20 protein-coding genes and 3 pseudogenes are annotated in these 23,429 nt (G+C 54.8%); 10 read left to right on the top strand and 13 right to left on the bottom strand.

Going from position 1 to position 23,429, the window contains the following annotated elements; all coding sequences use genetic code 11:
- Nucleotides 1–37: 37 nt before the first annotated feature.
- Both ASD32_RS20850 and ASD32_RS20845 read right to left on the bottom strand, forming a co-directional pair.
- On the bottom strand, nt 38–787 hold the full coding sequence (locus ASD32_RS20850) for an exonuclease domain-containing protein (RefSeq protein WP_060639976.1): 750 nt from the start codon (nt 785–787) through the stop codon (nt 38–40).
- A 171-nt stretch (nt 788–958) separates the two neighbouring features.
- Complete coding sequence (locus tag ASD32_RS20845; protein WP_060639997.1) at nt 959–1,939, bottom strand: L,D-transpeptidase; 981 nt, start codon at nt 1,937–1,939, stop codon at nt 959–961.
- Between the two features lie 304 nt (nt 1,940–2,243).
- Here ASD32_RS20845 and ASD32_RS20840 point away from each other — a divergent pair, with 304 nt between their 5' ends.
- Together ASD32_RS20840 and ASD32_RS20835 are read left to right on the top strand one after the other, a co-directional pair.
- The gene (locus tag ASD32_RS20840) at nt 2,244–4,055 is read left to right on the top strand and encodes a sensor domain-containing phosphodiesterase (RefSeq protein ID WP_060639996.1); all 1,812 of its coding nucleotides are present in this window, start codon (nt 2,244–2,246) and stop codon (nt 4,053–4,055) included.
- A gap of 638 nt (nt 4,056–4,693) precedes the next feature.
- Nucleotides 4,694–5,347, top strand: a complete 654-nt coding sequence (locus tag ASD32_RS20835) for a hypothetical protein (RefSeq protein WP_060639995.1) — start codon at nt 4,694–4,696, stop codon at nt 5,345–5,347.
- Between the two features lie 66 nt (nt 5,348–5,413).
- Here the strand turns inward: ASD32_RS20835 and ASD32_RS30730 are convergent.
- From ASD32_RS30730 to ASD32_RS20820, 4 genes and pseudogenes are all read right to left on the bottom strand, one after another.
- A pseudogene (locus tag ASD32_RS30730) lies at nt 5,414–5,530 on the bottom strand (cytochrome b); the annotation flags it as partial.
- A gap of 485 nt (nt 5,531–6,015) precedes the next feature.
- Nucleotides 6,016–6,921 carry an Abi family protein gene (locus ASD32_RS20830; RefSeq protein ID WP_060639975.1) on the bottom strand — a complete coding sequence of 302 codons (906 nt, stop codon included), beginning with the start codon at nt 6,919–6,921 and terminating at the stop codon, nt 6,016–6,018.
- 469 nt (nt 6,922–7,390) lie between these two features.
- Nucleotides 7,391–8,011, bottom strand: coding sequence for a response regulator (locus tag ASD32_RS20825; protein ID WP_060639974.1), 621 nt, complete (start codon nt 8,009–8,011; stop codon nt 7,391–7,393).
- Nucleotides 8,001–9,902, bottom strand: coding sequence for a PAS domain S-box protein (locus tag ASD32_RS20820; protein ID WP_082546854.1), 1,902 nt, complete (start codon nt 9,900–9,902; stop codon nt 8,001–8,003). Before ASD32_RS20820 ends, ASD32_RS20825 begins: the two co-directional genes overlap by 11 nt.
- 304 nt (nt 9,903–10,206) lie before the next feature.
- Here ASD32_RS20820 and ASD32_RS20815 point away from each other — a divergent pair, with 304 nt between their 5' ends.
- The 6 genes and pseudogenes from ASD32_RS20815 (at nt 10,207) to ASD32_RS20790 (ending at nt 15,140) form a co-directional block, all read left to right on the top strand.
- Nucleotides 10,207–10,926: an alpha/beta hydrolase gene (locus ASD32_RS20815; protein WP_060639972.1), complete on the top strand. Its 720-nt coding sequence runs from the start codon at nt 10,207–10,209 to the stop codon at nt 10,924–10,926.
- Nucleotides 10,927–11,048: 122 nt separating this feature from the next.
- Nucleotides 11,049–12,035 carry an MBL fold metallo-hydrolase gene (locus ASD32_RS20810; protein WP_060639971.1) on the top strand — a complete coding sequence of 329 codons (987 nt, stop codon included), beginning with the start codon at nt 11,049–11,051 and terminating at the stop codon, nt 12,033–12,035.
- Between the two features lie 88 nt (nt 12,036–12,123).
- Entirely contained in the window at nt 12,124–12,747 is a 624-nt protein-coding gene (locus ASD32_RS20805; protein ID WP_060639970.1) for a pyridoxamine 5'-phosphate oxidase family protein, read from the top strand.
- Nucleotides 12,744–13,216: pseudogene (locus ASD32_RS20800) on the top strand (nuclear transport factor 2 family protein). The gene ASD32_RS20805 and the pseudogene ASD32_RS20800 overlap by 4 nt, the downstream one beginning before the upstream one ends.
- Before the next feature lie 39 nt (nt 13,217–13,255).
- Nucleotides 13,256–14,071 (top strand): GNAT family N-acetyltransferase, encoded by an 816-nt coding sequence (locus ASD32_RS20795; protein WP_060639969.1) that lies wholly within the window; start codon nt 13,256–13,258, stop codon nt 14,069–14,071.
- Nucleotides 14,072–14,201: 130 nt separating this feature from the next.
- Complete coding sequence (locus ASD32_RS20790; protein WP_060639968.1) at nt 14,202–15,140, top strand: fructose bisphosphate aldolase; 939 nt, start codon at nt 14,202–14,204, stop codon at nt 15,138–15,140.
- Between the two features lie 386 nt (nt 15,141–15,526).
- On the opposite strand, the gene ASD32_RS20785 is transcribed toward ASD32_RS20790, so the two are convergent.
- The 5 genes from ASD32_RS20785 to ASD32_RS20765 form a co-directional block, all read right to left on the bottom strand.
- Nucleotides 15,527–16,255 (bottom strand): DUF2270 domain-containing protein, encoded by a 729-nt coding sequence (locus ASD32_RS20785; RefSeq protein WP_060639967.1) that lies wholly within the window; start codon nt 16,253–16,255, stop codon nt 15,527–15,529.
- 50 nt (nt 16,256–16,305) lie between these two features.
- Nucleotides 16,306–18,072 carry an SLC13 family permease gene (locus ASD32_RS20780; protein ID WP_060639966.1) on the bottom strand — a complete coding sequence of 589 codons (1,767 nt, stop codon included), beginning with the start codon at nt 18,070–18,072 and terminating at the stop codon, nt 16,306–16,308.
- Nucleotides 18,073–18,462: 390 nt separating this feature from the next.
- Nucleotides 18,463–18,909, bottom strand: coding sequence for a periplasmic heavy metal sensor (locus ASD32_RS20775; RefSeq protein WP_060639965.1), 447 nt, complete (start codon nt 18,907–18,909; stop codon nt 18,463–18,465).
- A gap of 3 nt (nt 18,910–18,912) precedes the next feature.
- The gene (locus tag ASD32_RS20770) at nt 18,913–19,311 is read right to left on the bottom strand and encodes a hypothetical protein (protein WP_060639964.1); all 399 of its coding nucleotides are present in this window, start codon (nt 19,309–19,311) and stop codon (nt 18,913–18,915) included.
- The gene (locus ASD32_RS20765; RefSeq protein WP_244490217.1) at nt 19,304–19,918 is read right to left on the bottom strand and encodes an RNA polymerase sigma factor; all 615 of its coding nucleotides are present in this window, start codon (nt 19,916–19,918) and stop codon (nt 19,304–19,306) included. The genes ASD32_RS20770 and ASD32_RS20765 overlap by 8 nt, the downstream gene beginning before the upstream one ends.
- A 435-nt stretch (nt 19,919–20,353) precedes the next feature.
- Here ASD32_RS20765 and ASD32_RS29735 point away from each other — a divergent pair, with 435 nt between their 5' ends.
- Nucleotides 20,354–20,497 carry a hypothetical protein gene (locus ASD32_RS29735; RefSeq protein WP_156383275.1) on the top strand — a complete coding sequence of 48 codons (144 nt, stop codon included), beginning with the start codon at nt 20,354–20,356 and terminating at the stop codon, nt 20,495–20,497.
- A gap of 140 nt (nt 20,498–20,637) precedes the next feature.
- On the opposite strand, the gene ASD32_RS20760 is transcribed toward ASD32_RS29735, so the two are convergent.
- Nucleotides 20,638–20,850: a hypothetical protein gene (locus ASD32_RS20760; RefSeq protein ID WP_060639963.1), complete on the bottom strand. Its 213-nt coding sequence runs from the start codon at nt 20,848–20,850 to the stop codon at nt 20,638–20,640.
- Nucleotides 20,851–21,102: 252 nt separating this feature from the next.
- Between ASD32_RS20760 and ASD32_RS20755 the strand changes: the two genes are divergently transcribed.
- The gene (locus ASD32_RS20755; protein ID WP_060639962.1) at nt 21,103–21,519 is read left to right on the top strand and encodes a hypothetical protein; all 417 of its coding nucleotides are present in this window, start codon (nt 21,103–21,105) and stop codon (nt 21,517–21,519) included.
- Between the two features lie 450 nt (nt 21,520–21,969).
- Here ASD32_RS20755 and ASD32_RS20750 read toward each other — a convergent pair.
- Nucleotides 21,970–22,224 (bottom strand): annotated as a pseudogene (locus ASD32_RS20750) (transposase); the annotation flags it as partial.
- Nucleotides 22,225–23,429 lie beyond the last annotated feature (1,205 nt).

Below are 23,429 nucleotides of genomic sequence, written 5' to 3'. Positions count from 1 at the left end.
TCAGCTGCGAGTGGCGACCGCCGCGATCCGATGCCTATCACAATAGTTTTTGTTGAGCCGGCTCAACGACGGCAGGCTGCTCGCCGCCCCCGCGGCGAACACGCTCGGTCTCGGCGCTAAACCGGACGTCAATGTCGCGATCGCGTAAGAGCTCCTCAAGTGACTGTTGACCGATACGATCCCATCCCTTGCCACGATCGGGGCCAGATGGCACCCGTGGCAGAAGACCCGGCTGGCTGCTCCAGAACAACAGCTCTTCGAGAGACGCGATGTTTAGAAGATCGCGCAAGTGATGAGCCGTAACATAGGCATCGGGCATCGCCCGGTGGGCTGGCAGTCCGATCTCGTGTTTGAGACCCTCGGGCATGCGCTGGTAGCGAAGCATCTGGTTTGAAAAGCGTGGAAGATCGGGCCAAACTCGTAGTGCGCATTTCCACGTGCAGATCCAAGGCAAACCACCCGCCAGCCGTGGGATGCAGTATCGTTGTTCAAAAGCTGCCCGGTGTGCTGCCAGCGCAGCTACGCTGCCTTGCGGTCGCAGGATACTCGGCGCGACTTCATTCCAAAACGGTGCCTCGGCGACCTCAGCGTCGAGAATATGATGCACCGCCATCGTGTCGGGTGAAATGGGGCGACCGGGATTGACCAACAGCGCTCCGCGCTCCTGGTTGAGCGACCATCGGCCATTTTCGCCTAACACCACATCCTGCCATCCAATCTCACAAACCTCGTTCGCGCCGTTGCCGCCGGTCTCAAGATCGATCACACGGATACGTATATTGCTCATACAAAAATCCCCACCGCTTTTTGCTCCGCCAGTGTGATAGAACTCTAGAGCCGTGACCGCTCCGCATCGTCACCACCGGACGTGACAATCCTCCAGGCCGGCAATGAAAACAAATGTCACAGTGGGTTCAACCGAACTCTTTACGCATCTGCATCGGAGCATGCGGTTCAGCTATTCGACGAATTTGACGATAACCCCAGGCTTGACCATCCCGGAAAGTTCCTCGACATCCCAGTTCGTTAGGCGAACGCAGCCATGCGAGCCAACCTTATTGATAAGTTCGGGCTCCGGCGTCCCGTGAATGCCATAGGTCGGTTCAGTCAGGTCTATCCAGACCGTGCCGACAGGTCCGTTCGGGCCGCCTGGCAGTTTCAATACCTCCTTGTTATTACCTTGCTGAAAATTGACCTTCGGATTGTAAGTGTACGTCGGCATCCGCGACACCCCTTGTACCTTATGGGTGCCGGTAGGCGAGGGCGAGTCCTCACTGCCGATCGTGGCTGGATAAACGGCAAGCAGCGATCCGTCCACTGCGAAAGCGAGTGCTTCTCCGGAACGCCTTCGCACCTCAATTGACCTAACAGTGCCGGTTTCCGCAGGGCCGGGTATCGCTACGGCAATCGTTTCGCCAGGAGAGAAAGCAGCAGTCGGGTTAAGCGCTTTCAGGAGACCGATGTCCATGTGAAAGCGCTCGCCGAGTTTCTCCGGGATGCTCGTATAACCGAGGTGCTCCATATCTGCCTGCTTTGCGTAGTCTTTTGGAACGCTTTCTATCAAGTCCTTGGCATCATCGTCCATGATCGCATAAGCCTGAACGGCAGGGACATTATCCGCTAGCCTGCTGACGACTGCCGGATCCAGCCTACCATCGACCGGGAGCCCTTGCAGGGCCTCAAAGCCAGCAATGGCCTTGGTTAGATTGGCTCCGAAGTATCCGTCGATGACGCCTGGAGAAGCGCCGGCCCGATCCAGCATGATCTGAAGACGCACAATCCGAGGATCGCGATCTTTAAGTTTTTCGTCCGGAGTTTCGTTCGAGGTACCTTCGAAAGAGGCTGTGTTGATAGCCTGTGCATCGATGGGAGCCGCGAGCGCTGGAGTGCAGAGGGTCAAGGCGGTTAAAAGTGGCAGATGGAGGACTGGATTTTTCATGCCTGTAGAAGTGACGATCGGGCAAACTTGTTCCGCCGTGAGTGAGATGATGTTTTTGGCAAAACAGCCACCCCGCAGCATACGGTCCTGATTTCACCCGGTCTGCCGAGGAAGGATTTTACCCGGCCTGCCGATGAAGAGCGTTTCGATCGGGTAGTCTGACAACAGATCGAATGCGCCTCCGTTCGTTGTGGTCCCGCATGCCGGGTGGAACTAGAACGTGTCACTAAACCTTTAAGTGATTAGGCAACGCTCCTTGAAGGCGGCCGCAGTAAGCTGAATGTCACTTAACGAGTTGCGTATCATGATACTCGAGCTGCAAAACGTCATACTAGAAATGATCGCCAGGGGCGAACCTCTGAGTAGGACGATAGATCAGCTGTGCCTCGAAGTCGAGGCCATCGTCCCGGGCATCGTATGCTCCGTCCTGTCTCTAGAAGCTGGCTATCTCCATCCTCTCGCCGGGCCGTCACTACCGTCACACTATTCGGCAGCACTGGACAACCTCAAGATCGGCCCGAGCGCAGGTTCATGTGGTACAGCGGCTTTCACAGCGGCGCCGGTTGCGGTGACGGATATAGAACATGATCCGCGATGGGCAGATTTCAAACACCTCGCCTTGCCACTGGGTTTCAAAGCTTGCTGGTCTACACCAATCTTCAGTGCAGAACGCGTTATTGCGACATTTGCGTTCTATTACCAGGAACGAAGACAACCAAGCGATCTGGAACTGCGCATTGTCGACGCCTGCGTCCATCTTTCTGCAATTGCCATCGAACGGGATGAGCGCGTGCGCGAGCGGGAGCGCCTGACATACATCGACGCACTTACCGGTTTGCCAAACCGGGCAAGGTTCAACCAGGTCCTGTTCGATCAGCACACGACGAAAGGCGGCGTGTGGGGGATTCTGCTGGCCGACCTCGACAGTCTCAAACTCGTGAATGATACTTTCGGGCACTCGACCGGTGATGGTCTTATTCAGATAGCGGCTCAACGCATTGCTTCCGTCATGGACCCGACACTGACCTTTCGGATTGGTGGAGACGAATTCGCCGTTATCCTGCGCAGCGCGACAGTCCTCGACCTGTCGGCTGAAGCAGGAAAAGTTATTGCCGCTTTAAAGGAGCCGGCGCGCTGCAACGGCCATGTTATCTTTCCAGCGGCCACCTTGGGAGGATGTACGTCCGATCAGGGCGATAGTCCCGATCAAGTGCGCCAGTGTGCGGATGTGGCGCTTTATCACGCTAAGGAACGAAGTCGAGGCCAATATATCGAATATGCGGCAGGTCTCGGGACTGCTCTCACGCGGCGCTTCCGCGCTATCCGCGACGTAGGTCTGGCTTTGGCTGAGAATCGTATCGACGCGCATTATCAACCAATTGTTCGACTCGATACGGGAGAAGTGGTGGGCTTCGAGGCACTTTGTCGAATGACGACCCCGTCAGGCGATGTCATTTCGGCCGCCAATTTCCATGAGGCGACCAAAGATGCCCATGTGGCCGCCGACCTGACGCAGTGCATGATGCTGCGCGTAGCCTCTGATGTGAGAAAATGGTTGGATATGGGGCTTCCGTTTCAGCATGTCGGAATCAATCTGGCGGCGGCGGACTTCCATGCTGGCAACCTCCAGGATCGGTTATGCTCGGCGTTCAAACATGCGGGTGTTCCCTTGAGGCACGTAATCCTAGAGGTAACCGAATCCGTTTACCTCGGGCAACGCGAGCACGTTGTCGCCGACGAGATCAAGGCGCTGCGCGAGCGCGGGATGCGTGTGGCTCTTGATGACTTTGGAACCGGATTTGCGTCATTGACCCACCTGCTGACCGTCCCGGTTGATATCATCAAGATCGACCGCTCGTTCATCGAGCGTCTTGTGCCGGGTGACGCCGGTGCCATCATCGTTGAAGGCGTGATGAGTATCGCGACCAAACTCGGGATCCGCGTCGTTGCCGAAGGCATCGAAACCGACGACCAACTGGCTCAGCTTTTGAAGTTCGGATGCACACTCGGGCAGGGGTATTTGTTTTCTCGCGCCGTCGATCGATCTGAAGCAACATTGTTGCTGAAGCGTTTTGGACAACGGGACGGAGGGCTCATCGAACCGCTGCGGGCATGACTCTGCACAAGGTTTTTCCGAAGTTACCGGTGACGCTCGACGAGAATGGGATCAGGCTGAAGCCCGCCGATTCAGATGTGCTGTCAATCCCGGCCAAGGGTTCGGAAATCATTTACAATCGATATCACCACCTAAACTATCGAAGACGTGCCACATCAAAAATTCGAATGAGATCGAAACTGTTGCGCCTACATCGAGACGTACACGCGCGCGGACACTTGCCAAAATACGTTCCCCCGCACGATCGAGTGAGAGCACCGTTTCCGAACCCATCGGCTCGACAACACCACTTTCGCGGGGATACCCTCTGAGTCCAGCTTAACTTGTTCAGGGCGAATGCCGAAAACATAATCAATATCTTCCACGAAGCCGACAGGCGCTGCGGCCAGCGCCGTGCCGCCGCCGCCATCAACAGTCCATCCGAAACGCGGCAGGAGATAAAGTTCATGGACGGTGAGCCAATGATTGCGGCGACGAACTGGTTTGCAGGACGATCATAGAGGTCAAGCGGCCGACCGACCTGCTCGATCTTCCCATCGCGCAAGGGGCTGGACTGAAACACCGGCATCGCATATCACCGAGCCTTTACTCGACGGCGACTGTCGATGAGCATCCGGTCGTCACCCAGGGTCTTCAAAATGAAAAAAGTCCAACGCAGTTTTGCCATTGAATATAAAAACGATCGGCGAAGACCAGATGCCAGGAAAAGCTCTATCTGGGGCAATATGGATCTCAAGTCTGTGGCGCTGGCGTTGGAGGAAGAGACGATGCTCTTGCCGGTCAACCAGCTTGCGAGAACATCCGACGGCGAAGTTCCTCCTTCAAGCGCTGAGCCTGCAGTGTCCTTGTTGACACCGCCAATTGGGCAGAACAAAACTGTGGCAGTGATAGCGGAGACAACAATGGCTGACGAAATCCATACGATCACCACCGAAGTGCCGGCCGATGCGGAAACGCCTGTCGTACCAAAAAAGCAGCGCAAACCTCGAGCGACAAAGGCGACTCCGGAATCAGTCTCGGTTGACGCTGCAACGGATTCGTCCATTTTCTCTGGCAAGCAGAAGCGCGGACGGAAAGTGAAGCCCGTTGACAACGCTGGTACTGCAAAGCGTGCACCTGCGAAACGCTCTCCAAAGGCCCTGCAAACTGCGCCGGCTCCTGGCGAGGCCGCGGGTTATGAGATGACGGACATCTCGCAGCTGGAAGAGGAAAACCAAAGACTGCGCAAACAACTGGCGGAAAAACTTCGGGGCGAAAACGTTGTTCTGCGTAAGCGGCTGAAGCTCGACTGAAAGACGTACGCGGCCAAGCGCCGACCGCATTATTGCTCCTGCCGAGTGATCTGCAGGAGTGGACCATCCTACGCTCATTTGACGGAGAACATTCATTTTCCAGTAGAACCGGTGCGAGAGAGCGCCCAGCACATGGCCGGCGATCAGCACCCAGAGGACGACCCTAAGGATATCGGCGTGCACGCCGTCGAGCAGTCAATCGGAATTTGCCATTGCCAAGCGCCGCTGTGGCGACGCGATAGCAAGGAACGGTAGGCCGGAGTTTGCCTGCAGCGCGTTTGCTGAAGCGGCGGTCTCGGCTAAGGTGCTCGGATGTTAGGATTAGAGCGACGGCCCACAAGAAGCTTCCCGCTATCCGCCGGGCTCCTCTTAGGCTTGGCATGCAATATCATGTCGTCGCCGCATTCAAGGTGGACAGGCGCGCCAATAATACTGGAAATGTCTTCGCAAAGTCGCGCAAGTATTCCGAGCTAACAAATCACCTCTGCCAGTGGCGGCGATTGTCCAGCTTGCTTCGCCGATCATCCTGTCGTGCGTGTTTTGGGTGAAAGCGAAAACACGGACTTGCGAAATTCCACGTTTAGATCACGGGTCAATGGTTCGGTTCCTGTCAAGGCGCTTAATCTCGTTTAAGATTGCCACACCGCAGCTTCCAGTCCGACGGGTCTTTAGATTCTCCAGGCAGGCAGCTGTTTCCAGTTTTCTGGAAAGCCCATCGACGTCGTATCAGCCAGAGCACAATTATCGAGTAGCTCGATCAACCGCTTTCGCCAGTCGGTCCCTGGCGCCACCACAGCCATGAGATATCCGAGGATGGCGAGCGTGTTATATAGCTTACGGGTGGCGGGAGGATTCATCGCCAGCTTCAGCGACGCTGGAGCGTTCGGAATCGTCATCGTGACCGTGAATTGCTTGTTCCACAGCCGGCCATGGTGAGCGCATATATTTCGGACGTAAGTCAGGTGGTGGGCTGATGAGATCAGGATTTTCTCATCCAGGCCATATGATTTGGCGATTGCCTGACGATCACCGCGTAGTTTAAGGTTTCCCAGCCATTTTGACAGCTGTCCAAGCGACATTACTTCCGCCGCCATCCAGATGGGAGGAAGCACGGGATCGTCGTATTTCCTGCGATAGTGAAGAATGAAGGTATCCTTTGACCGTTCGATCTCCTCCATCAATCCGGTCAAAGCTTTCGCATAGAAATCAGGCCTGTCGTACAGTGCGGCGTCAAGATATCCATGTGGCCCATACCTGACAGCAAGATGGTGAGCCCAGTTTCCTCGAAGGGAGACTTCGATGCGCTCTAAGGCATCCATGACCAGCAATCGGAGCTGACGATCAAACACGTAGAGCTCAAGCGCGTCGTCAAAATTTGTTTCGGCCTTGAAGCGATGGGTTCCTTCTTGCAGCGGGGGCGTCACCTCGAATGGCAACCAATATGCTCGGAGGCGGTAGTAACTTACATGTTTCAGATAATGTTCGGCCTTGTTGCGATCGGCAATAATCATGCCGCGTGCTTGAAGAAGAGCAATCTGATCGGCGATTGGAAGTGAGGGCTTTGAGAACTTCATACCATGGCCAAAACGAAAGAAACCCGCCGGGGTGCGCAGTTCGAAGCCGAAGCTAAGTCCGAGGCGTGGCGGGTCTTATTGACGAGAGATATGGCCCATGCTCGTTAACAAAGCAATAAGTCGGATCGGAATAATTTTCCAAATAATGTTAGCGCGCGATCAATCGATTCTCCACCAGCTTTTAAAGACATCTTTGACTTCCGACCAATCAACGCGCTGCGTCCTCAAAGCCGCACGGCCATGCCTACAACCGGGGTATGGCTTCATCCCAGCAGCGAAATTGGTTCCGGCCGAAAGTCGGATGTTTACTTCTCTAAGCTGAGGGAAACATGGGCATATTCCGCCAAAGCTGTGTCGCCGAGCCAAGTGCCAGGGTTCATATCCTTTCAAGACCTTGGAGTTCCAGCCAAGATCGCTCAGGGCGGACAGCATCTCGCCACACCTCTCGGATATACGGCTAAGTGGTGGGCTAAAATAGACCACCAACGATCTTGACCAAATCAGCGACCGACGTCGCCTTCATCTTCCGCATCATGTGACCCCTATGAAGTTTCACGGTGGGCTCCGCGAGTCGTAGCTCAGCGGCGATCTGCTTGTTTAGCTTGCCGGCGACGACCAGGGTCAGGATCTGGCGTTCACGTTCGGTAAGCGATGTATATCTCAACTGGGCGGCGGTCTTCGAGGTTCTTTCCTCTCGGCGCGCTGCATCATTGGCAATTGCGCGGTTTACGGCTTCCAGCAGATCCTGTTCACGGACTGGTTTCGTCAGTACGTCGATGGCACCAGCCTTCATTGCCCGCACTGCCATCGCCACATCGACGTGAGCGCTTATCAGGATGACAGATCGAGGAAGATCGCTCTGCGCCAGCGCTTCTTGAAACTCAAGTCCGCTTTGGCCGGGAAGGCGGATGTCGAGAACGATGCAGCCGGCTTTTTCGGGATCGTCTGCGGCCAGGAACTCTCTGACAGAGCCATGTGTTTCAGCAATTAGTCCTACGGATTCAAACAGCCCCTTGAGCGCTTCGCGGACGCTTTGATCGTCATCGATGACGATCACCGTTGGGCGCCTGTTCTTCCTGTCATCGATCAACGGCGGTGTCCTCGTAGGTGGAAAGCGTGAAGTTGAATGACGCTCCGGTAGGATAATTGCTCTTGGCCCAGATACGCCCTCCATGCGCCTCGACGATGGAGCGGCATATGGAAAGGCCCATTCCTATTCCGTCAGACTTGGTGGTGTAGAATGCCTCGAATACCCGGTCGATCTGGTCGGGTGCTATGCCTTGCCCCGTATCAGAAACATTGACTTCGACTTCACCCTCTTGGCGTTGCGTACAATGGATCCTGATGGTGGCTTCTGCGCCATGATGTGTCGCTTCAGCGCTATTAATGATCAGGTTGAGAAGAACCTGCTGCAACTGCGTGCGATCCCCCAGGACATAGAGAGGGTGTGGCGAAAGATTCGTGACGACCTCCAAACCTCGCGATTGCAGTTCTGCGCGCAGAAGAAAAAGCACGTCACGAAGCGCGCTATTGAAGTCGGTCCTCTCCATCCGCACCGGAGCTCTCTGAGCCATTGAGCGTATGCTGGAGACAATCTCCCCGGCGCGATGGCCGTCATGCACAACGCGATCTGCGGCGAGGCGTGCCTGTTCGAGATCCGTCTGCCCCTCTTGCAGCCACCGAAGGCAGGTTCCGGCGTTGGTTACTATCGCCATGAGCGGCTGATTTATCTCGTGGGCTATGGAGACGGCTAGTTCGCCGATCGTGGTCAGGCGGGTAACGTGCGCCAGATCGCTTTGGCTCTGGCGAAGCGACTCTTCGGCTCGCTTGCGGTCCTCTATATCGACGACGACGCCATACCACCGAACGACGTTCCCATCCGCATCCAGCAACGGGTTTTGCCGTAGGTTGAACCACCTGTACTCGCCATCGAACCTTCTGATGCGAGCGTCGACCGGATTAGGCCGTTTGGTGGCAACGACTTCCTCCCAACTCGCTCGCATGCGCTCAACGTCATCAGGGTGAAACATCCGATAAAAGCCGAAATCGACAATTTCTTCGAATGGAAGGCCGACGAAATCGATAAGGTTTTTATTCCAATACTCAAGCCGCCCGTCGGGGGTGCATGACCAAGCCATGGCAGGGATCGTGTTGATGATCAGGGATAGCTTGTGCTCGCTCTCTCTGAGTGCCGTCTCGCTCGCGCGCAAGGCGTTCTCGGCGCATTGCAGATCTTCAATGTCGATGTTCACACCGAACCAGCGTACGATGCCGTTGGCATCCTCCAGCTTTCGACCAGAGAAGTAGAACCATCGATACCGGCCATCCGCGCCGAGAATGCGACCCTTCAGCTGCGTGTGGTCTGAACTCTCAAGGTCTCTCTTCCAGATCTCGACCATCTCAGGGATGTCTTCGGGGTGGTATAGGTCCAAAAAGCCCCAATCTAGAATTCGCTCAGCGGGTAGCCCGGCATAATCAAGCCAGCTTTTGTTGACGAAGTCCGCGCTGCCATCTGGCCGCGCCGACCAGACGAGAACTGGAAGCGAGTCGATAATGAGCCGAAGATTTTGCTCACTCGCTGCAAGCGCGGCCTTCGTTTCCTTGAGCGCATCCTCTGCTTGCCTACGGTCCTCGATATCGAGGACCACGCCGTACCATCTGACGACGGTTCCTTCCGGATCGAACCGCGGCTTTTGCCGAAGACTACACCACCGGAACACACCGTCTGCACGCTTGATCCGCCCCTCGACTTCCTTGGCAGTCTTGGAAGTCATGATGTTCCACCACGCAGCTGCGAGATGCTCGAGATCGTCGGGGTGGAAGAGGCGGTAAAAATTCTCGCCTGCAATGTCAGTAAGCGACAGGCCGACGTATTCGAGGAAATGCTGATTGGCGAAATCCAGCATTCCATCGGATGTTGTCGACCAAGCCATTGCCGGGATCATGTCTATGATCGCGTCAGTGTGTATTGGGTGTTCCAAGTCTGCTCCCCGGCTGCTTGTAACGCTGGTGCGCGGCTAAAAATACTCTGTTTTGCGATTTTAGGTTAGCTGAGATTTATAGACCAAGGTCTATTTCTGCAGTCCCTTCGTCTAGTCCGAAGAGATCATGGTCTCAATTGAGAGTTGGCCCAATCAGCCCTAAGATATCAGTCAAGCGAGAAGGGAGCCCCTCCTTAGCAAAACCACCACACTCATCGACGGCAATGCATATCCGCCCAAAACTCGACGATGTTGGGCTTTCGCGGTCAGAACAGTGAAAATGATGTCACCCGGAGATCGCGTAATGACCCTAGATCGTTCGAACCAATCATCCAAACCCGTTTCGGTTGTGCTCGTGCACGGTGCATTTGTCGATGCTTCCGGTTGGCGGAAGGTCTACGAGAACTTGTCGCAAGACGGTTATGAAGTCCTTGTCGTGCAAAATTCCGCAGTCACCTTTGCCCAAGATGTTGAGCGCACGAAGGGTGTGATCGCAGAGGCTTCACACCCGGTTGTGCTTGTCGGGCATTCTTATGGTGGTGCCGTCATTACGGAGGCAGGGAGCGAAGAAAAGGTCGTGAGTCTCGTTTATCTGGCAGCCTTCGTTCCGAAAGCCGGGGAGTCCGTCTTCGACCTTGCTTCGCAAGAGGTCCCTGGTGCGGAGAAAGCCCCACTCCTTCCGCCGAAGGATGGCTTCATCAAAATCGATCCGCAGAAGTTTGCGGCCGCATTCTCGGCCGACATAGATCCCGCCGAAGCGCAGTTCATGGCTGCCGCCCAGAGGCCTTGGGGCCTTGAAGCGGTCCAGGGCAAGATCACCTCTGCGGCATGGAAAGCCAAGCCATCCTTTTACTTGCTCGCAACGGAAGATCGAATGATTCCAGCTCAAGCGCAGGCGGCAATGGCCGCGCGCGCAGGAGCCACGGTCGTAGAGGTCAGCAGCAGCCATGCAGTAATGCTGTCCCAACCTGAAGAAGTCGTAGCGCTTATTAAAACAGCAGCTGAGCCGAACCGGCAAAGCTGATGCTGAGCGTAGGCTGCTGTCCAACATCAATCACCGACTAGGGGAACACGATGCGCAACTTTCTTACGCCGAAACCCTCACAGACATCACAAGTATCAGCGACCCAATCAGAGGAGAATGGCATGCCTCAGCTTTCACGCCGCGCTTTCGCGAGCGCACTGCCTCTTGGGCTCGTCGGAGGAACCGTACTCGGCGGAAGTCTGCTCGGCGACTTAACTGCTCAGGCTGCAACACCCAAGGCTGCCCGAAAGCCGGTCGCAACAACGCCGTTCGCCCAGGTTCATGTCGGACGCTTTACGATAACGGCACTGACGGATGGGTATGCTGATATGCCCTACAACTACTTCCCCGGACGCTCAGCCTCCGAAGTGGAAAAGGTCGCGAACTCCCAGTTTACGGGCAGACCCGGCGGGGTACGTTTCCTGTTCAATCAATACCTCGTAGAGGACGGTAAGCAACGCATCCTCATCGATGCCGGCGCTGCAGGTTCCATCGGGGAAACCGGGCATCTCCCGCGGGCGCTGGCCACGCTCGGTCTGAAGCCGAGCCAGATTGATGCTGTGATCGTGACCCATATGCACCAGGACCACATGGGCGGTTTGGTACTCGGCGGTAAGAAGAATTACCCCGATGCCGAGGTCTATATAGACCGCCGTGACGTCAAGCACTGGACCGACCGGGCTAAGCGCAATGGGGCGCCTGATTTCCTGCAGCCCAGCTTCAAGATGGCTGAAGAGGTGGTGCGCCTCTATCCGAATCTGCAAGCGATCGACGGAGAACGCGAGATCGTTCCAGGCGTCTCGATTGTCGACCTGACCGGCCATACGCCTGGCCATATTGGCGTCCGCATCGAGGATGGCGGCAAGAGCCTGATCATGGTTTCCGACATGATTTTCCCGGTCGTCCATCCCGCTGCAACAGACGTCTTCTTCTTGTTTGAACAGGATCAGGCTGCCGCGAAAGCCATGCGCGATCGCTTCTTCCCACTAGCTGCCTCGGAAGGTGCGCTGATTGCTGCGACCCATATGCCGTTCCCCGGTCTTGGTCGCGTGGTCTCCGATCGTGGTCAGATGCGCTGGGAAGTCGCCGACTGGGCCTTGCAAGACTGATCCTTTAGCCGAACGATTGGTCGTCTGAAGATAGATCAGGGCCCGCATTGTTCACAGATGCGGGCCTGCGCAAGTTTGGAGGCGAGGGATGCCGTACCACTTTCTGGAAGTCGCCGTGACACCGAGCGTCCGAGCCGCGCAGGCGGATATGGGGGTGGACCAGATATGGCTGGGCGAGCACGATCGTCCATCGGATACTTTGACGGAGAACGAGATCGCTTTCATCGCTACGCGCGACAGCTTCTATATCGCGTCTGTGTCGGAAACAGGTTGGCCGTACGTTCAACATCGTGGTGGGAGAACCGGTTTCCTCAAGGTTGTTGATCCGCAAACGATGGCATTTGCCGACTATCGCGGAAACCGCCAGTACATCAGCGCAGGGAATTTCGCAGCCAACGACCGCGCCTGTCTGTTCCTAATGGACTATGTCCAACGGACCCGGCTCAAGATTTATGCCCATGTCGAGCGGCTGACGCTCGATGCCGACCAATCACTCACTGATCTCGTGTCAGACGCGACGTACAGGGGCCGGGCAGAGCGGATATTTAAGCTCCGGCTCGAAGCATACGACTGGAACTGTCCACAGCACATTATTCCCCGCTATACCGAACAGCAGGTTGAGCAAGCAGTCGCACCGCTTCGTCAAAAGCTGCAACAGTTGGAAGCTGAAAATGCTGCGCTTCGGGCAAAATCAGAAGGAAGCTCCAAATGACTGACGCTCAAAGACCGCCTCTGCCCCCGTTTACATCAGAGACTGCTGCCGAAAGGTGCGGCTTGCCGAAGATGGCTGGAACAGCCGGGACCCGGGCACGGTCGCGTTGGCTTACACAGATGATAGTCAGTGGCGTAACCGCGCCGAGTTCGTCAATGGCCGGGAGGCAATCGTTGCTTTTCTTGCAGGAAAGTGGCGGCGGGAGCTCGACTACCGTCTCATCAAAGAATTGTGGGCGTTCGACGGCGACAGGATTGCCGTCAGGTTTGCATATGAGTGGCACGACGACAGCGGCAATTGGTTTCGATCTTTCGGCAACGAGAACTGGGAGTTTAGTGACAGTGGCCTGATGCGCAAGCGATACGCCTGCATTAACGACCTGCCGACCCGCGTAGAAAACCGTCGCTTTCACTGGCCCCTCGGCCGTAGGCCCGACGACCACCCGGGGCTCAGCGAGCTTGGTTTCTGATCGACCTCGTTTCCATCTCCATCAGTCAAAGACAGCGGCATGGTCAATTTGAATTCGCATTTTTCACAACATTCATCTCCGGCAGAAGAAGAGGCTATCGAGGCCAAAGCCTTCGTTGATCTGTACAATGTCTCACCGGCAACGCTCAAAGCCGAAGAGCATTTTGAATGCCTGCCCATCAACCGTGGATGCGCAATCTCACTGCCAAGCGCGCCGGCGATCGGTCTGAACCGTGTATTGGGACTGAGCTCCGTGAAGGATCTTGAGGAAGCCTATGGGTGGATGATTGGAAAGACCGGCCACCGGTTTCTCCAGGTAAATATAGATAAGGCTTCGGCCGGGACTAAAGACTGGATCCTCGCCAAGGGTCTTCTCGAGTACGGTGTCGGCTGGGCGAAGCTTGTCTACGACGGCTCGTCAGTGAACCTCTTGGAGCCCAACTATTTCCGAACGCGGCTCGTTCGTGTCGAGGAAGCCATGCTCTTTGGATCGATGGTGTGCAAAGGCTTTAACTTTCCATCGGCCCTGACGAGCCTGTGGTCTTCGATCGTCGGAAAAGTAGGCTGGTCGTGTTTTTTTGCCCTGGATCACGACAATCCAGTCGGCACAGCCGCCATGTATCAGTCTGGCACCTACGCATGGTTAGGCGGGGGCACTACACTTCCGGAGTTCCGAAATCGTGGCGTTCAAAAAGCGCTAATCAAAAGCCGTGTCGAACAAGGGCTCAGCAACGGCGTGTCGATATTTGCCGTCGAGACATTGGCACCTGTAGGTGGAGAGCCTAATATTTCCTTCGATAACCTTAGGAAAGTAGGCTTCCGGCACGCCTTTCACCGGAAGAACTTCAAGTTGTGAGATCGCAATCTTACTCGATAGGCCCGCCCACCATCTACCCGCCGGCGGGGGCACACTGGCGCGAGGACACGCGGTAGCTCTTGCTGAGCCACTCCTCAAAGTTTCTGTTCGACCTGAAGGGAAAGTACGCATGGATACGGAAACCCGCAAAGAAATGGCCGCTCGGCTGACTTCAACACCCGGGGTTATCGCAGCGCTCGATCAAAGTGGAGGGTCTACCCCTGAAGCCTTGAGCTCATATGGTATATCGAATACAGCCTATCAGGGCGAAATGGAAATGCTTGAACTTATCCATGCGATGCGCGTGAGGATAATGACCGCCCCCACATTCTCGAGCGAACGTGTAATTGGCGCCATCTTATTCGAACACACCATGGATCGCTCCATCGGCGCCAAATCAATCCCGGCATACCTTTGGGAAGATCGCGGAATCTTCTCCTTTCTGAAGGTCGACAGCGGTCGAGAAGCCGAGCACGATGGCGTTCAATTGATGAAGCCCATTTCAAATCTTAGCAATTTGCTTGAGCGCGCGTTGGAAAAGGGATGCCTTGGGACGAAAATGCGCTCGGTCGTGCATTCAGCGTCCGGAAAAGGGATTTCTGCTGCTGTCAGGCAACAATTTGACGTGGCATCGACGATCTTAAAGAGTGGATTGATCCCGATTATCGAGCCTGAGGTTCTCGTCAGCAGCCCGGATAAGGCGATTGCCGAAGACATATTGGTAAAGGAAATCCTCAAGAACCTTTCCGAACTTGCTCATGGAACGCAGGTCATATTGAAGCTTACTTTGCCAAGTCAGCCGGATCTCTACGCAGCCCTTGTCGAGCATCCCAAGGTTGCCCGAGTTTTTGCCTTATCCGGGGGCTATAGTCTAAAGGTCGCTTGTGAAAAACTCAGAGAGAACACCGGGGTGATTGGAAGCTTCTCGCGGGCTCTGTTTGAGAATCTACGTGTTTCCATGCCGAACGCCGAATTCGACCGAAATCTCTCTCAAAACATTGAGGAAATATATCTGGCTAGTGCACAGAAAGGCGAGAACGCTGACGTGGTGCATCCGAGACTGCAATGAATCACTACGTGAATTTCAAGGCCTGTTCCCTGTTGCACCGACGACAAATTTGCCTTTACGCGACACTCCTCAACCACCGGACAGGTGGTGAGATCAGATCTACGGCTTTGTCGGCGGTTGGTTCACCCGTAGGACATTATCTCGGCTTGGGAGGCCAAAGAGTTGAATCAATTTGAAATTTCAACGACAAATATGGCGCCGAGAGTTCTAATCCGTTCAAGGCGACGATAATGATCATGCGAGCGCAGGCGACCCCGGTTTGCGTCAACGAGCAACGGCTTGTATCGAGGTAAGCCGACCGAACATTAGACAAACACCGAGCCTGCCAGCAAGGCCGTCATTTGGCTTAAAGACTAAGATCCTTTCGCCAGTTATCGTGCCACCATTTAAACGTGTGCTTCGCCGAAAGCGAATTCGCCATCATCGGCTTCACGGTAAGCCGAAGCCGCTAGCACTGCCGTATAAAGAACAGCAACCGCACCTAAGACTCCCCATCCGCTCACAGGTCCTAGCGCAGCATTCGCAACAAGGTCGCTCCACTGATTGACGACTTCGGCGTTTGTATCGTCTGGAAGCAGTTGCGGTGAAGAGATCTTCAGGCCCCATGCCAGAAGAAGGATTAGATACATCCAGCTGTAATTGCGGCGGATCCGTCGAAACACTGCCTCCCTGTAGCTGATAAAAAAGCTTGGTTTACGCAGGCTCTGTGCAATGGGACCCGCCCAATCTGCATTGAGCTCCGCTTTCGGGCTCAGCACCTGGGCAAAGTAGTAGCGTTCCAACTGTCGAACACGACTGCGATAAACGTCGAAAAAGCGATATCGACGGGCTTCGATAAGCAGGAGGAGCGAGACGATCAGCATGCCAAATACAATTACGCCATGGTGAGAAGAGGGCGTCGACAAAGAGATCGATAACAATGCCGCCACCACAGTGATCGCCCAGTTTGACGTTCGGTCGATGCGATCGCGCCAACTGGTCATTCGCCCCATTTCACCGCGATAGTAATGGATAACCGCGTTGACTTTTTCAGACGAGTTAAAGGGAAGGGGAGGGCCCACCGAAGCGGTCGCATCACCCGTGGCTGCCGGCTTCAGTCCGATCAAAGGATCCATGGTATTTCCCTCCCATCTTGAAACGATCGATCGTGCGAGTGTTCACTTATTCATATCGGCCAGACTAACATCAGCATTGGGACGCTGACGAGCAGAACGATAATCGACAAAGGCAGGCCAAGTCGCGCGTAGTCACCAAATCGATATCCACCGGGTCCCATCACCAGCGTATTGCATTGGTGTCCAATGGGGGTGAGGAAATCACAGCCCGCTCCGATCGCGACAGCCATCAGGAAGGCATCGGGTTGGAAGCCGAGTTTTGCAGCGAATGTTGCGGCGATCGGAGCCATGACCAAAACCGTCGCAGCGTTGTTCAGAAATGGTGTTACTGCCATCGCAGCAACCAGAATGAGCGCCAAGGCGCCGTATGGGGGGAGCATTTCGGCGGTGCGCGATAGTAAATCGGCAATAACGTCGGTGGTCCCTGTGGTCTTCAGGGAATCGCTAATTGGTATGAGAGCAGCCAACATTATCAAAATTGGCGCGTCGAGATGGCTGTAAATATCACGTAGCGGAATGCACTTGGTTATGACCATCATGAAGGCGGCAGCAAAGAATGCGGCGGCAACTGGCACGCCACCAAAGGCTGTTGCTCCCATCGTGGCGGCCAATATAATCACGGGAACGGCCCCTTTTCGGACGCTACCAAGCTTTAGGTCCCGTTCGACAAGAGGCAAACATCCCCATTCTCGCAGGAGATCCGGCAGCTTTTGCAGATCGCCCTGCAGGACGACAACATCACCGTTGCGAATCTTAATCTCTCCCAGACGTTCGGTGAAGCGTTTATCGCGGCGGCTGACCGCAAGAAGATTGAGGCCAGTGTTTTCGAAGAGTGAGACGTCCTTCGCGCTTAAGTCAATGAGACGCGAGTGTTCGCCCACGATAGCTTCGACGGAACTGATATCTTTGTCTGCTTGAAGCTCATGCTTACGGTCGGAGAGCTGGAGTTTGGCTTCACTGACAATCTTGTCGAGAGCACTTTGCTCTCCCTCGATAATGAGCAGATCGCCACCCTTCAAGACTGTATCGGGCAGTGGCTTACGTTTCTGACCGCCATCACTGATGATCGTTGTCACCATAGCTTCACCACCGGCCGGCTTCTGCAGCCAACTGACAGACTGCCCGATCGCGCCCGATGATGCAGTAATCCTGGCCTCGGTCGTATAATTCTTGATCTTCACAGCCTCCTCCATGGACGTTTCTTCGCGAACTCGTTCAGGAAGAAGCTTGTAGAAGAGCGCCAAGAATATGATGCCCATGACGGCAAGCGCCAAGCCGACAGGCGTATAGTCGAACATTGTGAACGGCTGCCCCGTGATCTCCTCCCGCAGGCGGGAAACGATGATATTGGGCGATGTGCCGATCTGCGTCATCAAGCCTCCCAGCAGGGATGCAAAGGACATTGGCATCAAGAACATCGATGGTGACACACTGGACTTTCGCGCCATTTGCACGGCAACGGGGATCATAATCGCAAGAGCCCCGATATTCTTAATAAACGCAGAGAGGACAGCAACAATAACCACGAGAATGATTAACTGTGACCGCGGTCCACGTTTCTCAGGAGAAAACCTGCGCAGCGCCACATCCATAAGTCCTGATCTGGATATCGCCGCGCTGACGATTAGGGCACTCCCGACGATAATAACAATGTCATCGGCAAAGCCCGAAAATGCATTTTTGGCAGGGACTATTCCCACGACAACTGCAGCGAGAAGTGAGGCGACCGCAACGAGATCGTAGCGATAACGTCCCCAAACGAACGCGCCCATCATCAAAGCGATGATGAGAAGGGAAAGCCATTGGTCTGTGCGCATATTTCCATCCTGGTGGGTGCGCAATAACGCTTGAAACGGAAAAACGATGCAAGCACAGAACATTGTTTTACAATTGATAAATATTATCAAATGCGTCGTACAAAATGGCGCACGAATGCAACCGCAGATCTTTCTTCGAGCTGATCTTATACGGCTTCGTTTCCCTGAACCTTTATGCGCTGAATCTGGCTGTGTGAAACGATTTAGGCTGGCAACACGGGATTTCTCGATAGTTTGGCTGAGAGTGACGCTGTCTTCTGCTGGTTCCTGAACGCGTACATTCGCTCGACTTGGAGGTTTGGTGCGTAGCCGCTTTGCCCGCAATGGCCGGCACTGCGGAATGTCTGCGCCAATGGTATAAACAAGTTTGCAGCTATCTTGACATTGATTTCAGCGGCCGTTTTGGATTCCCCGTCGAATCCGTTCTCTGATAGCGTCAGCGAGTTTGGCTCGATCTTCTTTTGAGAGCGTCGCCGCAAAAACCACGGCACGCTTCTCGATTGCTGCCCGAACAGCAAAGTCGGCGATGCGGGCCTTATCAAGGGCAGCCATGATTTCCGCGGTATCAAGCGTTGGCTGAACGAGAAGTTCCGCAGCTTCGGCACGCGCATTTCGGGCATTGCCAATCTGATCTGAAATGTCGTCTCGCGCTTGGCGCAACGCTGCACGAAATGCCCGGCGCTCCGGAGCCGGTAACTCCGACCCGGCTATACGAAGCGATCCTGCAAAGATCATCCGATGCCCGTAGTTCAGCCAGGCCGCCCCACCGCTGAGGGCGCCGACAAGGAAGATGTTGAGGATTACGGAAATGGCCAAGCCAATACGCATCTTCGTCATCGATCAGTCTCCATCGCCGCTTATGTCGCCAAAGACAGTGCTGCTGTAGATTTGCGGCTGCTGCCCAAACGTGACGGCGACAACCGTCCCTGCTGCAACCCCGGAAAGCGCTGCCGCCAAGCCGACACTAGCCCACCAAATCCGGACTTTTCGGGTCATTCGTACCGGCAGGTAAGAAGCTATATCAGTGACACTGCACGAAAGGCTTATTGGTATCGGAGGCGCCTCCCACCGATCGAGGATATTGTCCATCTCGGCTGCATCCCGCAAAATCACTTTCTCAGCGTCGTTTTCCGCCGATTGCCTGGCCGCCGCCTGAACCTCAGAAGGCCAGCGGGCAAGATTGCTACCGTAAGCATTAGCGAGCGCGTGAAAGCGGTTGATATGGAGAGGTTCAGTCATCGGCAGGACCCTGATTTTTGAATTTTTCCCTTAAACTTCTTCGCCCGCGCGACAGAAGCGATTCCAGCGCTTCGGTGCTGACGCCGAGGACTTCGGCTGCTTGCGCGCCGGAAAGATCCTGATAGTGCACCAGCAGGATTGCGTCTCGCTGTCGTTCTGGCAAGGCGTGCACAGCGATCTCCACCGATCGGGAGCGCTCAGTGGTCAAGAGCTCTAACTCGGGACCAGCGGCAGGATCAGCACGTTCCGGCAGCCGATCGATTACATGCTCTCTGCATCTGCGCAGCCGGTCGCGGCAAAGGTTGAGCGCAACTGTATGAAGCCAGGTATCGAACCGCGTAGCCCCGGGTCTCCAGTCTGCCGCACGCCGGACGGCACGCATCAACGCTTCTTGCACCACGTCTTCTGCTTCCACACGATCTCGTAAAATGCGCGACGCAAAGCCATGGATGCGCGGCAGGTAAGTGTCGACCATGCGTCTAAGCGCTTCGGAATCGCCACGGGCAACGTCGCGCATCAATTCTGAATCTGAATCTTCATGCATCAGTCGGGGCTCGGCCTCAGACGCCTCGGCGTCTATATCCTGCAATATCCAGAAAAGACCCAATGCGATTGTCTGACATCGGTCGGCTTGCCTGCGCTTCGTCGTCGTTTATCAGCAAAAGGAACCCTTCACCGTTTGTGTCGTGACGCTTAATCTGACGCACAATGATCGGATCTGCCTCCCGCCCTCCAACCCACTCAACGATATGCGGTCCAGCGATAAGCCAGAACCGCATATCCTTGCCATGGTGGAAGGATTTACCGGTAGCGCCAGCCGCTGTGGTGCCGGTAACGGTGCTGCCAGTAGCGGTGGCCGTCCCAATAACCCCGTCCCGGGTAAAACACGCCAATTGCCAAGTGGCGGGGAGGGACAACAATCACGCCTTGGTTTGGCCGGCATACCCCGTACGCGCCGCGATGAAATCCCCTGCCGCACCCTTGGCGCGCTTCAGCTGGCGACATAGACGCAAAGGTCGCAATCGCCACAACGGCCGACAATATGATGTTTTTCATGGTGTCCTCTTTCAGCTTCAACTCGGCGGACGCGCCGCCGAACATCACTTACACGCCCGAGGGCGGCGCTTCCGTCGGCATGAGGGCAAAATTTTTTGAGGATGCCAAGGCTGCAATACCAGATATGTGACAGTTCCGTAAAAACAACTCTCTACCATTTGTCGGTCAAGGTAATGCCGTTCAGCAGAGAAGCTTTTGGCCTGTGGCTGATTCATATGATGAATTGTCAGGTCGTGCCGTGAGGGTGCACCACCATCTAGCGGTCAAGAGCTACCCGAATGTCACCTCGTCCAACGTTCTCTCAATGTCTTCCTCGCGATGCTGCACCGTTCTGCTTGACGATGCCAAAAAGCAGTCGAGCTCCACGCGTGAGGCCCCAAAACGGCTGATATGACGACGTGCTTGTTCGATGCTGAGCCCGTACTCTCCAGCGAGTTCCTCAGGCGAGTAATCGAATTTTGAGTTGCTCATGTTATCGGACATTTTTGTGCTCCTTTGTTTAAGAAACACGTGAAATAGGGAATTGGTTCCTTTAGCGGTTGGTTGTCAGGAGGCATGTTACTGTGGGCTTCCTGGGAAAGCTGCCCAACCTCCTCAATTCAGCATGGAAACCCGCGTCGATTTTTCGAAAACAGACTCTTCCCCAAGCAATAAAAAAAATGTGAACTCTTGGAAGCTCAGTTGCACTCATAAAATATGGTATATTTTATTGGGAGCATAATTGGAGATAGCAATATGTCAGAAAAAAAGAAGCTTTCAATTCGCTGGAGTGAATATCAACCGACCAAAAAAATTTGGATCTGGTCAACAATCGGATCGTCGGTTCTGACCATGGCCCTTGGCTTTGGTGCTGCCGGTTGGATGCCCGCTGGCAGGGCATCCGTAATGGCGGAAATTGCAGCAAGGAACGCCAGTGCACGTCTTGCGGCGGAAATTTGCGTTCAAAGGTTTATCTCTTCATCAGATGCAACGAGTAACCTCAGTGCGCTAAAGGCCATCGCCAACTGGGATCGAAAGAAGTTCATGAAAGATGGCGGCTGGATGGCTATAGCGGGCGTCGAGACTGTTCCAGGCGCGACGGGGCGTTGCGTCGACCAACTGGTCGAGATGAAAACGATCCCGCAACCTGATGCCCGATCCAGTGATACCTGACAGTGTAAACCTGCGCCTTAGACGGGTGGTGCCGACTTGAACCCATTGCCCCAGCCGCCGATTTTTTTCAATCGTTCAGACTCGCAGTCACGGGCTTGACCTATCGCGTTACATGCGTCCGGTAGGGTGCACCCTTGTGTGTCGGATATTTTTAGTATTGATATCGCGCCGTGATTGTGGGGGCTTAACACGCTATGCTGTCAATTTTCCGCGATTTGAACCATTTAACAACTTTGTCTGGCCCACATAACTTGTCGTAACTTATTGCATGCAAACGAATACCACAGGTTGAGCCGGAGCATGTAGAAATAAAAAATGTGGATTAATCTCACCTGCTAATCAACAACAATGCTCACTCTGCCCAAAGCCACTGCTTTCCAGCCATCCCTTGGCTGACAGGCAAATGCTCGCTTCTGACGTAAGGCTTTCGGCGTTGAGACGATCGTGTCATTTTTCTCTGAAAGCCTCGTTCACCAGTTCTGCCTGCATGCTCATCTCGGCATACATCTTCTTCAGCCGGCGGTTCTCAACCTCCAGTGCCTTCATCTGGCTGATTATCGAGGCGTCCATACATACTTCGAATGCCCCTTGAAAGGAGGCCGCGCTCATCGCGTGTTCCCGGCATAGCTCCGGCACAGGAACGCCGCCTTCTGCGTGGCTCAGAATGGCAAGGATTTGCGGTTCGCCAAATCTGTTCGTTTTCATCAAAAATCTCCTCGATCATTCAGCCCGAGAAAATTCTACTTTTGGAGCCCGATAATTTGCGGGGGATGACCAGAGCGCTTTGCGAAAGACGTGCCAAAGCCTCACTGATGCCGGCCGGCGTTAAATGGCTCGACCTTGCCGAATGAACTAGAGAGTTCCACTTATGGCCCGTTGATCTCTGTTCCCGCGGGAAGTTTGAGTTCAACCCAATCAGCGTATTTGGACAACTGGACCGACAGAGCCCTGGCGGCGGACGCCGAAATCTCAACTTGGACTTGATGAGGTGCCTTGTCGTCAGTGTTGTAAATTTCGTGTTCGCGCTGCGAACGAACGTATCCTATTCGCAGGACAACTTTCTCCAGGACCGACGCGACGCCCCATTCGACCAACCGACTCGTCTTGATTGCCCCGTTATTATCGAAATCCCATTTTTTTCTATCAGTATCTGGCACTGCGGAACTCCACTTAGGAGAAAGTCACGCATCGACCATACGCCTCGTTCTCCTAATCCCCTATCAACCATTAGAGGTAGGCTGCGAACGCTATTCGCCACTGCGTTGGAGGGCTCGGCCAATGATAATTCAGAGACTGAAGCCGTGCCCAAGTGCGGCGAAACCGATCTCCCGATCTACAAATACGAGCGCGGCTGGCAGCACGTCGAATGTGACGACGGCCAATATCTCTAACAGGCGCGGGCAACCGTATCGACGCAGCTCACCAGCAGAACACGAGATACAAGGCCACAATGGCGTCTTATGCCGCTGCTTCAGAGGAACAAAATTGGTATTCGATTGATCAAGGACCCGCATATAGGGAACAGCCGCCGCGACTGGCCGGCCGTCCAAGCGGCAGCCAACCGACTGCGAGGCGATGTTGGAACAATCATCTATCTTCTGGCAGGGTCCAGCATTGGCAGCTTTTTCTAAAGACTATCCATTCTCGAATCTTCCATCCTAAGCGCTAACCAAACTGCCCGCATTGAGTTTGACGAGCTCTTCAGGTGCCGAAGTATACCCACAGTGCAACCGCAGCCTGCGCCACTCCGAGCACAACGCAGATAGCAAACACGATCTTCAAAGTTCGCCGTCACGCATGCTGCCGAAATATCATCTCCGGCCACGCCCGCCGACCCTGTCACATCTTCTAGGCCGTGGACTCATAACGATCTGATCCAAATTCTTACTGCTGCCAATTTGACGGCGGCG

It is taken from the genome of Rhizobium sp. Root483D2, from assembly GCF_001426685.1.
Lineage (GTDB): Bacteria > Pseudomonadota > Alphaproteobacteria > Rhizobiales > Rhizobiaceae > Pararhizobium > Pararhizobium qamdonense.
Note: the sequence above shows the minus strand (reverse complement) of the source record. Positions and strands in the feature narration are given on the sequence as shown.